Source organism: Phytohabitans sp. LJ34 (assembly GCF_052068095.1).
GTDB lineage: Bacteria > Actinomycetota > Actinomycetes > Mycobacteriales > Micromonosporaceae > Phytohabitans.
In genome coordinates this window covers 248,636-261,045 of record NZ_JBQHDG010000006.1, presented here as the reverse complement: position 1 = coordinate 261,045, position 12,410 = coordinate 248,636, and the positions used below count along the sequence as shown (strand labels likewise).

Sequence of the window (12,410 nt, the reverse complement as noted above, 5' to 3'; positions counted from 1 at the left end):
CGGCTGGTGACCGGGGCGGCGGGCCTCTCCTACGGGTAGCGGCCGGCCGTGACGTTGACCCGCAGCGTGTACACGGCGCTGGTGGCGGTGACGAACAGGTCGTTGCGGCGCGGCCCGCCGAACGTCAGGTTGGAGACGATCTCCGGCACCAGCAGCTTGCCGATGAGCGTGCCGTCCGGCGCGAAGACGTGCACGCCGTCGTGCGCGGAGACCCACACGTTGCCGCGGTGGTCCAGGCGCATCCCGTCGAAGCTGCCGGCGGTGCAGGTGGCGAAGACCTCGCCGCCCCGCAGGTCGCCGGAGTCGCCTACGTCGAACACCCGCACGTGCTTCTCCCGGGTGTCCACGATGTACAGCCGGCGCTCGTCCAATGTGAACGCCAGCCCGTTCGGCCGCACGAAGTCGCCGGCGACGAGCCGCACCTCGCCGCTCGACGGGTCGACCCGGTAGACGTTGCAGGCGTCGATCTCGCTCTCCGACTTGTATCCCTCGTAGTCGCTGTCGATGCCGTAGCTCGGGTCGGTGAACCAGATCGAGCCGTCCGCCCGCTCCACCACGTCGTTGGGGCTGTTGAGCCGCTGGCCCCGGTAGCGGTCGGCGAGCACGGTGACCGAGCCGTCGTGCTCGGTGCGGGTCACCCGCCGGTTGCCGTGCTCGCAGGTGACCAGGCGGCCGTGCCGGTCGACGGTGTTGCCGTTGGCGTACCCGGACGGTGCGCGGAAGACGCCGACCGCGCCGGTCGTCTCGTCCCACCGCAGGATCTGGTCGTTGGGGATGTCGCTGAAGACGAGGTAGCGCCCGGCGGCGAAGTACGCCGGCCCCTCCAGCCAGCGGCCGCCGGTGTGCAGCCGGGTGAGGTAGGCGTCGCCGCCGTAGCCGGCGAAGCGCTCGTCCAGGATCTCGAAGCGTGCCTCGATCAACTCGCTCATGCGTGCGAGCCTGCCATGCCCAGGTACTTCCCGGTCCGCGACCCACTGGCCGCGATCCGCTCGGGCGGACCCTCGGCGACCACCTCGCCGCCCGCGGAGCCGCCACCGGGCCCGAGGTCGACCACCCAGTCGGCGGCGCGGACGACGTCGAGGTCGTGCTCGATGGTGAGCACCGTGTTGCCGGCGTCGACGAGCCGCTGGAGCACGCCGAGCAGCCGGGCCGTGTCCGCCGGATGCAGCCCGGTCGTCGGCTCGTCCAGCAGGTACAGCGTCCGCCCGGTCGCCCTGCGGGCCAGCTCCTTGGCCAGCTTGATCCGCTGCGCCTCGCCACCGGACAGCGTGGTCGCCGGCTGCCCCAGCGGCAGGTAGCCGAGCCCGACGTCGGCGAGCAGCCGCAGCCGGGTGGCCGCGCCGGGCACGTCCGCGAAGACGTCGAGGGCGTCCGCGACGGTCATGTCGAGCGCCTCGGCGATGTCGTGGCCCCGGTACTTCACGGCGAGCACCCGCCGGTTGAAGCGCCGCCCCCGGCAGGACGGGCAGCGTACCTCCACCGCCGGCAGGAAGTGCATCGAGACGCTGAGCACACCCGCGCCGGTGCACCGCTCGCACCGCCCACCCGCCACGTTGAACGAGAAGTGCCCGGCGGTCAGCTTGCCGTCCCGCGCGCCGGCGGTCGCCGCGAACGCCTCCCGGATCGGCGTGAACAGGTCCGAGTAGGTCGCCGCGTTCGACCGGGGCACCCGGCCGATCGCCTGCTGGTCGATGGTCACCACCTTGTCCAGGTGCTCCCACCCGTCGATGCCGTCGTGCGGGCCGGGCGGGTCGCCGGCGCCGTGGAAGTGCCGCCGGGCGGCCCGGTCGAGCACGTCGAGCAGCAGCGACGACTTGCCCGAGCCGGACGGGCCGGTCACCGCGACGAGCACGCCGAGCGGCAGCCGCACGGTGACGTCCTTGAGGTTGTGGGCGCGGGCGCCGCGGACCACCAGGGCGCGGTCGCCGGGCACCCGCCGGGCCGCGGGCACCGGCACGCTCCGCCGGCCCGCGAGGTGGTCGCCGGTCACCGAGCCCGCGGTGGCGGCCACCTCTTCCGGGGTACCGGCGGCGACCATCCGCCCGCCGTCGCGTCCCGCCCCGGGCCCGACGTCGACGATGTGGTCGGCGGCGCGCAGCACGTCGAGGTCGTGCTCGATGACCAGGACGGTGTTGCCGAGGTCCCGCAGCCGCCGCAGCACCTCGACGAGCCGCTCGGTGTCCGCCGGGTGCAGGCCGATGGTGGGCTCGTCGAGCACGTACAGCACGCCGGTGAGCCCGGAGCCGAGCAGCGCGGCCAGCCGCAGCCGCTGCGCCTCGCCGGCCGAGAGGGTGGGCGTCGAGCGGTCCAGCGTCAGGTACTCCACGCCCACGTCGACCAGGCGCCGCACCCGCTCCCGGAGGTCCTCGACGACCGGCTCGGCGAAGCGCCGCTCCTCCTCGCCGGCGGCCGCGCCGATCGTGGAGATCCACGCGGCGAGGCCGTCCAGCGGCATCCGGGTCGCGTCCACGATGGACAGTCCGGCGACGGTGACCCGGCGGCTCTCCGGCCGCAGCCGGGTGCCCGCGCAGTCCGGGCAGGTCTCGGTGGTGAGCACCTGCTCCATCTTCTCCCGGTATGCGGTGTCCTCGATCCGGTCCGCGTACCGGCGCAGCACGTTCGTCAGCACCCCCTCGAAGCGGCCCTTGGCGGCCGTCGCGGGTGGCGGCGTGTCCGGGAAGTACCGGCCGAACTCCGCCGAGCCGACGCCGTGCAGCAGCAGGTCGCGGGCGGCCGGCGCGAGGTCCTTGACCGGCACGGCGGGGGAGAACGCGAAGCCGTAGTGGTGGGCCGCGGCCCGCAGGACCCGGACGTTGTGCTCGACGAGCGCCGGCGGCCAGCCGCGCACCGCGCCCGCCTCGACGCCGCGCTCCTCGTCCACCAGGCGGTCGGCCGCCGCGCGGTGCACGGTGCCGATGCCGGTGCAGGTGGGGCAGGCGCCGGCCGGCTTGTTGAACGAGAAGTCGCCCATCACCAGGCCGGGCACCGGCGCCGCGCAGTGCGGGCAGGGCAGCGCGCCGGCGTCCGCCTCGTCCCAGTCGTCGTCGCTGGCCACGTCGTACGCCGGCGGCACGTCGCCGCCGCACTCCGGACACGGCCGGTGGCCGATCCGGGCCCAGAGCAGCCGCAGGTAGGTGAACACCTCGGTGGCGGTGCCCACGGTGGAACGCGGGCTGCGGTTGGTGAGGTGCTGGTCGATGCTGATCGAGGGGGAGAGCCCGGTGATCGAGTCGACGGCCGGCTTGCTCACGAACGCGGTCACCATGCCCAGCGACTCCATGTACTGCCGCTGCCCTTCCCGGTGCAGGGTGTCGAGCGCGAGAGTGGACTTGCCCGAGCCGGACAGTCCGGTGAGGACGACGAGCTTCCGCTTGGGTACGGCCAGCGTGACGTTCTTGAGGTTGTGCAGCCGCGCCCCGGTAACCGTGATCCATTCCATGCTTAAAGTCTCTCATTGAAGCTCCTGTAGAGGGTTTTCGCGAAAAGTGGCCGTATGCTGTGCACCAACCCTCAACTCCCGTGGTGAAGGAGGCGGTGGCGTGCGGACGGTCGACCTGGCGCGCGCGGCGGGCGTCTCGACCCAGCAGATCCGCAACTACGAGGACGCCGGCGTGCTGCCCCCGGTGCCCCGCACCGGCAGCGGCTACCGCACCTTCGACGAGCGCCACCTGCGCGCGGTGCTCGCCTACCGCGGCCTGGCGGCCGGCCACGGCCCGGAGCCGGCGCGCGCCATCATGCGCGCGGTGCTGGCCGGCGAGGTGCCGCGGGCGCTCGCGCTGATGGACGCCGGCCACGCCGCCCTGCACCAGGAACGCGTCGCGCTACAGACCACGGCCGCCGCGCTGGAGGCGGTCCCTCCGGTCCCGGCGGACGCCGGCGGGCCGGAGCTGAGCGTGGGCGAGCTGGCCGCCCAGCTCGGCGTGCGGACGTCGGCGTTGCGCGTGTGGGAGGCGGCCGGCCTGCTGGCGCCGCGCCGCGAGCGGGTCACCGGATACCGCCGCTACGGCCCGGCGGAGGTGCGGGACGCGCGGATGATCCGGATGCTGCGCCAGAGCTGGTACCCGCTGCCGCGGATCGGCCCCATCCTCGACGGCCTGCGCCGCACCGGGAGCAGCGCTGCGCTGCGCGAGGCCGTCGCCGGCCGCCAGGCCGAGCTGACCCGCCGCTCGGCCGCCCTCCTGGACGGCGCCGCCCACCTGAGCCACCTCGTGTCGCCCACCGCGGAGAGCCGACCCGCCGAGCCCAGCGCGTGAGCCGCCCTCGGCGACCGCGACCTCGTGCCGGACATCCAGGTCACGGTGGCCGGCCGCGGCCGCTCCGCTCCGCCGGACCCCGCCGCCCGGCGGGCGCAAGATCGCCGGGGTGGCGGCCGGTGGATAGGGTGTGGCGCATGCCGCCTATAGCCCGACTTGTCCCCACCGCCGCCGCCGTGGTCCTCCTGGCCGCGGGATGCGGCGGCGACGACGCCGGCGAGCCGCCCGCCGCGGCGGACCCGCCCAGCGTGGCCGCTTCCTCGCCGAGCGCCTCGGCGGCCCCGTCCACGCCCGCGGCCCGGCAGCCGCACATCCTGGTCGTCACCGCGACCGGCACCGCCCGGGTCACGTCGCTCACCTACGCGCTGGACGGCAAGCCCACGAAGGTGAACACCGTGAAGCTGCCCTGGCGGATGTCGATCGACGTGCCCTCCGACGGCCTGCGGCACACGTGGCGGGTCGAGGTGATCCACGGCAAGGGCAACGTCGACGTGCGGGCCATCTTCAACGGCCAGGTCGTGGGCACCGCCCGCGGCAGCACGTCGGGCGTCGGCACGGCGAGCGCCAGCGGCTCGGTCCTGGGCTGACCACCGGCCCGGCCGGGCGCCGGCGGTTCGGTCCTGGGCTGACTACCGGCCGGGCCGAGCGCCGGCGCCAGGTTGTCGCGGCGCGGGCGGGTCAGCGCGGGCCGGCGTCGTGGCGCCACCAGTCGATCATCGCGAACGGGTCGCCGCCCTGGAAGGCGAACGCCTGGATCAGCAGCTTGTCGTCGGTCCACTCCAGCCAGCGGTTGCCGTTCTCCGCCGTGCCGCAGCGCAGCCGGCCGGTGGCGGCGCCGCGGCGGTACGAGGTGTGGGCGCGGAAGCCGTCGGGGAGCGCGGTGCACGGCTCCTCTGTGGACTCCGCGTCGCCGAAGCTGCGGCGCATCGCGTCCCGGTCGGCGAACTTGTAGTAGAAGACGATCGCCGCGCCGCTGGTCGGTCCGCACACGACCGCCACGACCTGCTCCTCGCCGACGTTCTGGCGTTTCTGCTCGGGTGAGGGGCGCAGGCAGTTGTTGCGGGAGCGCGCCGGGACGCGGTCGAGGAGAGCCCGCTCCGGTGCCGTCGGAAACGGCGGTGTCGAGGCGGCGTTGACGGCCTCGACGACGCGCGCGGGCACCGGGCGGGAGTCGTAGCGCCACCAGCCGGCGAGTGCCTTCGCGTCGGTGCCCACCGCGCGGCCGGCCAGCAGCAGCGCCTCGACGCTCCACTCCAGCACCAGTGTGCTTTGTGGACCCTGGTAGCAGACGAGCACGCCGATGTCAACGCTGCGCAGGTCGTAGCGGCGGCTGCCACGGAACCCGTCCGCCTCGCCGTCCTGGCATTCGACGCCGGCCGGCGCCCCGGTCCGCGCCGCGCGCGCGTCCATCGCGCCGCGCAGGCCGTCCAGGGTCTCGAACCGGTAGAACGAGACCGCGCTCGCGCCCGCGCCGGTGGGCCGGCACGCGACGCCGGCCACCGCGCCGTCGAAGTCGTCCAGGTCGGCGATCCCGGCGCGGCGGCAGTCGGCGAGGCCGACGAGGTCGGCGACCTCGCGCTCGCCCGCCGTGGGAAACGCCGGCCGGCCGGTCCAGGACAGCCACGCCTTCCGGAGCGCGGCGGCGTCCCCTGCGGACGACACGGCGCGGGAGAGGGTGGCGGTGGTGTCGTCGGTCCAGACGACGGTCGCCGTCTCGCCGTCGCCGTAGCAGAGCACCCGGCCGCGGGCCGGACCGGCGTCCGGATAGCGGTGCTCGCCGCGCGCCCCGGCCACGCAGTCGCCTTCGCCGGTGGTCGCGCCGGCCTCCCGTACCACCTTGTCGTAGGCGGCGCCGACGGCGGCCCGGTTGGCGAAGAGCCCGACCACCGCGTCGCCGGCCGGGCTCGGGCAGCGCAGCGCGGTGGCGGCGCCCGGCACGTCGGACGCCGTGCCGCGGTGGCAGGTGGCGGCCAGCTTCTGCGGTATCCGCCCCAGGTCGACGCCCGGGGCCTCGCGCCACCGGTGCAGCAGCACGATCGCGCTGGTGGCGAGCAGCGCGATGGCGAGCCCGGCCGCGGCGAGCACCCGCGGCGACAGCCACCGGGACGGCTCCACCGGATCCGGCGGCGGCGGTGGCTCGTCCGGCCAGACCGGGCCCTCCGGCGGTCGCGTGCCCGCCGGCCGGGCCCGCAGGCTGCCCTCGGCCACCACGAGCTCGGGCTGCTCGACGACCGTCGGCGCCACGCCGAGGTGGCGGTGCAGCAGCATCCCGGCCAGCGGCATCCGGCTCGAACCGCCGACCAGGAACAGCCCGGCCAGCTCCTCCGGCGCGACGCCGGCCGCGGCCAGCACCCGCCCGCTCAGCGCGACCGTGCGCTCCAGGACCGGGCCGGCCAGCTCCTCGACCTGCTCCCGGCCCAGCGGCGCGTCGTCGTCGAAGATCGGCACGTGCACGGTCGTGCGCGGCACCCGCGACAGCATCTCCTTGCCGGCGCGCACGTCGTCCCACAGCGTCCGCGCGGCCCGCTGGTCGGCGCGGTCGACAGGCCCGGCGAGCCGCGCCCAGGCGGCCGGATCGCGCTCGCCGTACGCCTCGCCGAGCGCCGCGAAGACGGCCGCGTCGATGTCGAGCCCGCCCACGTCGGGCAGCCCCTCGGCGGCGAGCACCGCGAAGCCGTCCGCCGTGCGCCGGACCACCGACGCGTCGAAGGTGCCGGCGCCCAGGTCGTACACCATCAGGCTGGCGCCGACCGGCACCCGCTCGTGCGCGACGACGTCGACGAAGTAGGTGGCCGCGGCGACCGGCTCGGCCACCAGCGTCACCTCGCCGAACTCGGCTCGCGCGGCGGCCAGCAGCACCTCCCGCCGCGCCGCGCCCCAGCCGGCCGGGCAGGTGAAGACCGCCCGGGACACGGGTCCGCCGGCCACCCGCGCCGCTTCCCCCGCCACCCTCCGCGCCACCGCCCGGATCATCTCGGGTACCGGCACCGGCCGGCCGCCCAGCAGGACCGTGCCGTCGTCGACGCAGCGCTTGGGGTGCGGCTCGAAGCAGTCCGGGCGGGTCCGGGCCGCGTGCGTGGCGTCGCGACCGACCAGCAGCCCGGCCGACGGGTCGGCGCAGACGGCGGACGGGAGCAGGGGAGAGCCCTCGAACAGCAGCGGGCGCACCCGCCCGTCGGGGAAGGACAGCACGGCGGCGGTGTTCGAGGTGCCGAAGTCGACGCCGACCCGATACCCCTCGCCCCCCACAAAGCCACCCTAAACGGTGTCGACCACTGCGCGGGAAGTCGGTAGCGCCACCGGGCCGGCTGGGACTACCGTCCCGCATCGTGGACAGTACGGTGCGGCTGGTGCTCGTCGACCGGGCCGGCGAGCCACTCGGCGCGCTGCCGCCGTTCGGCCGGCCCGAGCCGTGGTGGCAGGAGGTGGGCGGCGTCGTCGCCGAGGCACACGCCCGGTTCGGCGTCCGGGTCGCGGTGCTGCGGCTGCTCCGCGCGGAGCTGCCCGAGCCGCCCGGCGGCGCGCTCACGATGCTGGCCGAGCTCGACGGGCCGCCACCGCCCGACCTGCTGCCGGTCGACGGCCTCGACCTGTCGCCGCACCCGCTCCGCGCGCCCTACGCCGAGCCGGGCGGCCCGGCCCGCAGCGTCGCCTGGGCGACCGCCGCGCTCGCCGGCGCCGGCTGGTCCGGGGTGACCGCCACCCAGGTCCGCACCTGGAACCTCTCCGCGATCTGGCGCCTCGACGAGTGCGCGGGCGAGCGGGGGTTCGACGAGGTCGACCGGCCGCGCCGGGCCTGGCTCAAGCAGGTGCCGGCGTTCTTCGGGCACGAGGCGGCGGTGCTGCGCTGGCTCGGCGAGGCCGTGCCCGGGGCCGCGCCGCCGCTCGCCGCCGCCGGCGACGAGGGGCGGATCCTGATGCACGACGTGCCCGGCGAGGACGGGTGGAACGCCAGCCCGGCCGAGCGGGAGGCGATCGCCGCCGCCCACCACCGGATCCAGCTGGCCTCGCTCGGCGCGGTGGACGCGCTCGCCGCGGCCGGCGTACCCGACCGCCGCGGACCGCTGCTCGGGCGGTGGGTCCGCGAGCGGCTGGCCGCGTGGCGCCCGGCACCCGGGGAGGTGGTGCCCGACGTCGCGGCGCTGCTGTCCGACATGGACGCCCGGATCGCGGCGATGACCGCCTGCGGCCTCCCGGACGCCCTCGTGCACGGCGACCTGCACCCCGGCAACACCCGCCTCGGCGGCGGCCCGCCCGTGGTCATCGACTGGGGAGACTCCACTGTGGGCAATCCGGCCGCGGACATCCTCCGCCTCGCCGACCGCCTCGACCGGGCCGACGAGGCCGCGCTCGTCGGCCCGTGGGCCGCGCGCTGGCGTGGCGCGGTGCCCGGCTGCGACCCGGAACGCGCGGTGCGGCTGTGGCGGCCGGTGGCCGAGCTGTACCTGGCCGCCGTCTACGCCGCGTTCCTGGCGCGGATCGAACCGTCCGAGCGTCCCTACCACGCCGGCGACGTGGCCCCGTGCCTGCGCCGCGCGGCCGCGTACGCCCGGTGAGCGCCGCGGCCGCGCGGGTACACCTACGCGCAGGCGCGGCGACCACAGGCGGCGGCCGGGGGTGCCGGCGGTGGTGGCACGGCGCCAGCTAGCCGCGCGGCTCGGCCTCGATCAGCGTGAAGCGGTCGCCGCACGGCGTCAGGGCGGTCACCGTGAAGCCGCCGGCCGCGAGCAGGTCCGCGTACTCGCCCTCGTCGCGGTCGGCCCCGCCGGCGATCACCAGCATCTCGATGTCGTCGAGCTTGGCGTAGTGCGGGCCGTCGCCGGCCGGCACGACTGTCTCCGCGACGAGCAGGCGGGCGCCCGCGGGCATGGCCCGCCGGATCACCCGCAGCAGGGCCACCGCCTGGTCGTCGGCGAAGTTGTGCAGGCAGCTCTTCACGAGGTACGCGTCGGCGGCGGGCACGCCCGCGAAGAAGTCGCCGGCGACCAGGTCGACCCGGCCGGCCAGCTCGGCGAGGGTGGTGCGGGCCCGCTCCACCACCTCGGGCAGCTCGAACAGCACGCCCCGCACGCCCGGATGCCGGCCCAGGATCGCGGCGAGCAGCGCGCCGGTGCCGCCGCCGACGTCGACCACCGTGCCGTAGCGCGACCAGTCGTGCCCGGCGGCGATCTCCTCGATGCCCTGGCCGTGGAACGCGGCGGCCGCCGCACCGAAGACCGCCGCGTGCTCCGGGTGCTCGGCCAGGTAGGCGTAGACGGTCGTGCCGAAGGCCTTGTCGAAAGCGGGCTCGCCGGTGAGCACGCTGTGGCGGATGTGCGCATACGGCGACCAGAACGGCTCCAGCGCGAACATCATCGCCGCCGGCCGCAGGCTGCCCGGCACGTCGGACCGGAGGCACTCGGCGGTCGGCGTGAGCCCGAAGCGGCCGGCACCGTCCTGTGTGAACAGTCCGAGGCCGGCGGCCGCGCGCAGCACGCGGTGCAGCGCCCGCGGGTGCGCGCCGACCGCGCCGGCCAGCTCCGCCGCGGTGCGCGGGCCACCGGTCAGGTGGTCGGCCACGCCGAGCTCCGCCAGCACGGCCACGACGGGTGGCTGCCACTTGGCGGTGAGCATGCGCATCAGCTCGTCACGGGCGGCGGTGGTGGTGGTCATGCGAGCGTCCTAACGGTCAGGTTACCTGACTCAGGACGGTAAGGTAACCTGACCACCATGTCAAGCGTTCGCACCGGCCGCCGGCTGGGTCTGCTCCGCGTCGCCCTCGATCAGGCGCTCGACGCCGTGCTGGCCGGCGTGGGACCGGCCCACCCCGCGCTGCGGCGGGCGCATCTGCTGCTCTTCCGGTTCGACGGGATCGAGGGCTCGACGACGGCGGAGCTGGCCGTCCACGCCGGGATGACCAAGCAGTCCATGCACGAGCTGGTCGTCCACCTCGAGCGGCACGGCTACCTCGGCCGTGGCCCCGACGCCGCCGACACGCGGGCCCGCCCGCTACACCTCACGCCGGCCGGGCGCGCGCTGGAGCGCGACGTCCACCGCGCGATCGCGGCGGTGCTGGAGGGGTGGCGCGACCGGGTCGGCCAGGTGCGCTTCGACGCGCTGTGGGAGACGCTCCAGGAGCTCACCGGCGAGCGCGGCCCGCTGCCCGACGTCGCCGAGATCGGCACCCGCCGGCACCGCTGAGGGACCTCGCGCCCACGATCTCGCCCCGGCGGGCCGGGGCGGCGGAGGTCGTCGCGGGAGGGCTCGACCCGCCGACCTCCGCGGTGCCCGCGGGTTTAGGAAAGCTCCGACTTGCTGCCCTGGGTGGGCACCGCGACCGTCGCTTCTTCGAGCGCGGCCCGCGGGTGCTCCTCCTCTTCGTCGTACTCCTCGAAGCCCTCGATCGCCTCGGTCTCGACCCGCGGCTCGTCGACCCACAGCGAGCGCAGCTGGTGCTGCATGAACGAGGTGAGCCGGGCCCGGTAGTCGTGGTCGAACTGCTCGAGCGCCTCGATCTGCCGCTGGAGCGCCTCCCGCTTGGCGGCCAGGCTGCCCACCACGTCCTCGTACCGCTGGTGTGCCTGGTGCTTGAGCTCGTCGGCGTTGGCCTGCGCGGCCTTGACCAGCTCGTCGGCGCGTTCGCGGGCGTCGCCGAGGATGTCGTCGGCGCTGCGCTGCGCGGCGTCCGAGTGGGCCTGCGCCGCCTCGGTGATCTGGGCGGCCGACGAGTGCGCGTCGGCGAGCGCCTTCTCCGCGTCCTTCTGGAGGACCTGCGCGTGCGACTGCGCGTCGCGCATCACCTGCTCGGCCTGCGCGCGGGCCTCGGCGATGATGCGGTCGGACTCGCGCCGGGCGCTGGCGATGTGCTCCTCGCCCGTGCGCTGGGCGAGCGTGAGCACCTGTAGGGCGTGATGCTGGGCGTTGGCGTCGTTGGGGTTGGGAGACACGTCCATCGGCTCCAGGGTGTCGTTGACGAAGGGCGTGGGCCCGCCGAGTAGTCCTTTCACACGACCTCTCATCCCACTGTCAGTCATTGCACGACCTCCTGGATCCCAGGCGTGAGAGCGGCAGATTACCAGGCGTGAGAGCGGCAGATTACCAAGCTCACAGGCCGCTAGGGAGGGGGAACGCGAACTGTAGCCGGAGGACCACGGCCAGTTCGGACTACTGTCCACTATGGTCAGTTTGCCCGACTCGTCACTATCGTATCCGCGTGCGCCGTGGGGCGGTCAGCGCGGCGTATGCCGCCCGCCCCTCGTCGGTGTCCCGGCGCCAGACCGGCTCGAGCACCGCCGTCCCGCCGGCGATCGCGTCCGCGACCCGTTGCACGTCCACCGCGCGGTACTCCCACCAGCTGGTCTGGCCGCCACCCGCGGTGGAGGAGCGGCGCAGCTTGGTGCGCACACCGTTGGCCTCGGCGACCTTCGACACGTGCCACGCGACCGGCCAGGCGAGGCCGAGCTCGGTCAGGGACATGTAGCCCGGCATCGGCGCCAGCAGGCGGCGGTCGCGCCGCTCCATGACCTCCAGCACCACGCCGCCGCGGGGCAGGACGTCGTCGGCGACCTCCGGGTCGTAGAGGCCCGGCCGCTCGGTCTCCACCCGCACCGGTACGCGATCGCGGGCCAGCAGTGCGCGCACCCGGTCGCCCAGCGCGGGCACGTCGAAGTCGGCGGGCAGCGACGCGCGGACGGTGCCGCCGTCGAACACGAGGTGCAGCTCCGCGTACCCGAACGGGCGCAGCGTGAACGGGTACGTGGGGGACTGGTGGACCTTGTGCCGCAACAGGATCCGGCGCAGCCGGGTGACCGGGTACTCGTCGGCGCCCACGCTCCGCACGACGCGGACCAGGTCGGGCGCGTCCGGCGGCCGGAACTCGATCCGCCGGATGCCGGACAGCGTCTGCCAGACCAGCACGGGCGTCGCGATCGCGAAGACGCCGCCCATCGTGCCGAGCACGGCCACCCACGAGAACTGGCCGAAGAACAGCGTCACGGCGGTGACCAGGCCGCCGCAGACGAGGGCCGCCACCGCGGCGATGAGGGGGTCGAAGCTGACCTCGCCACGCAGGCCGCGGCGGCCGATGTCGGCGATCACCAGGTCGACGGATTCCGGTCCGGTACGCAGGGGGAGGCCGGCGCGGTCCATGCCGCGACGGTAGCGAGCCAGATCAACCCG

At 75.3% G+C, this 12,410-nt stretch carries 10 protein-coding genes; 4 read left to right on the top strand and 6 right to left on the bottom strand.

Annotated features, from left to right (window positions below; all coding sequences use genetic code 11):
• Positions 1-29: 29 nt before the first annotated feature.
• Positions 30-929: an SMP-30/gluconolactonase/LRE family protein gene (locus tag ACTMTJ_RS13375; protein WP_441216670.1), complete on the bottom strand. Its 900-nt coding sequence runs from the start codon at positions 927-929 to the stop codon at positions 30-32.
• Complete coding sequence (uvrA, locus tag ACTMTJ_RS13370) at positions 926-3,439, bottom strand: excinuclease ABC subunit UvrA (protein ID WP_441216669.1); 2,514 nt, start codon at positions 3,437-3,439, stop codon at positions 926-928. Before uvrA ends, ACTMTJ_RS13375 begins: the two co-directional genes overlap by 4 nt.
• A gap of 100 nt (positions 3,440-3,539) precedes the next feature.
• Here uvrA and ACTMTJ_RS13365 point away from each other — a divergent pair, with 100 nt between their 5' ends.
• Together ACTMTJ_RS13365 and ACTMTJ_RS13360 are read left to right on the top strand one after the other, a co-directional pair.
• Positions 3,540-4,253, top strand: a complete 714-nt coding sequence (locus tag ACTMTJ_RS13365; protein WP_441216668.1) for a MerR family transcriptional regulator — start codon at positions 3,540-3,542, stop codon at positions 4,251-4,253.
• 137 nt (positions 4,254-4,390) lie between these two features.
• On the top strand, positions 4,391-4,840 hold the full coding sequence (locus ACTMTJ_RS13360; protein ID WP_441216667.1) for a hypothetical protein: 450 nt from the start codon (positions 4,391-4,393) through the stop codon (positions 4,838-4,840).
• Positions 4,841-4,931: 91 nt separating this feature from the next.
• On the opposite strand, the gene ACTMTJ_RS13355 is transcribed toward ACTMTJ_RS13360, so the two are convergent.
• Positions 4,932-7,502 (bottom strand): Hsp70 family protein, encoded by a 2,571-nt coding sequence (locus tag ACTMTJ_RS13355; protein WP_441216666.1) that lies wholly within the window; start codon positions 7,500-7,502, stop codon positions 4,932-4,934.
• Between the two features lie 80 nt (positions 7,503-7,582).
• On the opposite strand from ACTMTJ_RS13355, the gene ACTMTJ_RS13350 reads away from it, so the two are divergent.
• Positions 7,583-8,809, top strand: coding sequence for a phosphotransferase family protein (locus ACTMTJ_RS13350; RefSeq protein WP_441216665.1), 1,227 nt, complete (start codon positions 7,583-7,585; stop codon positions 8,807-8,809).
• A gap of 88 nt (positions 8,810-8,897) precedes the next feature.
• Here the strand turns inward: ACTMTJ_RS13350 and ACTMTJ_RS13345 are convergent, their stop codons facing one another.
• A complete protein-coding gene (locus ACTMTJ_RS13345) occupies positions 8,898-9,905 on the bottom strand; it encodes a methyltransferase (protein ID WP_441216664.1) in 1,008 nt (335 codons plus the stop codon).
• A gap of 57 nt (positions 9,906-9,962) precedes the next feature.
• On the opposite strand from ACTMTJ_RS13345, the gene ACTMTJ_RS13340 reads away from it, so the two are divergent.
• The gene (locus tag ACTMTJ_RS13340; RefSeq protein WP_441216663.1) at positions 9,963-10,433 is read left to right on the top strand and encodes a MarR family winged helix-turn-helix transcriptional regulator; all 471 of its coding nucleotides are present in this window, start codon (positions 9,963-9,965) and stop codon (positions 10,431-10,433) included.
• A gap of 95 nt (positions 10,434-10,528) precedes the next feature.
• On the opposite strand, the gene ACTMTJ_RS13335 is transcribed toward ACTMTJ_RS13340, so the two are convergent.
• Both ACTMTJ_RS13335 and ACTMTJ_RS13330 read right to left on the bottom strand, forming a co-directional pair.
• The gene (locus ACTMTJ_RS13335) at positions 10,529-11,239 is read right to left on the bottom strand and encodes a hypothetical protein (protein WP_441216662.1); all 711 of its coding nucleotides are present in this window, start codon (positions 11,237-11,239) and stop codon (positions 10,529-10,531) included.
• Positions 11,240-11,432: 193 nt separating this feature from the next.
• Positions 11,433-12,380, bottom strand: a complete 948-nt coding sequence (locus ACTMTJ_RS13330; RefSeq protein WP_441216661.1) for a hypothetical protein — start codon at positions 12,378-12,380, stop codon at positions 11,433-11,435.
• Positions 12,381-12,410: the final 30 nt, after the last annotated feature.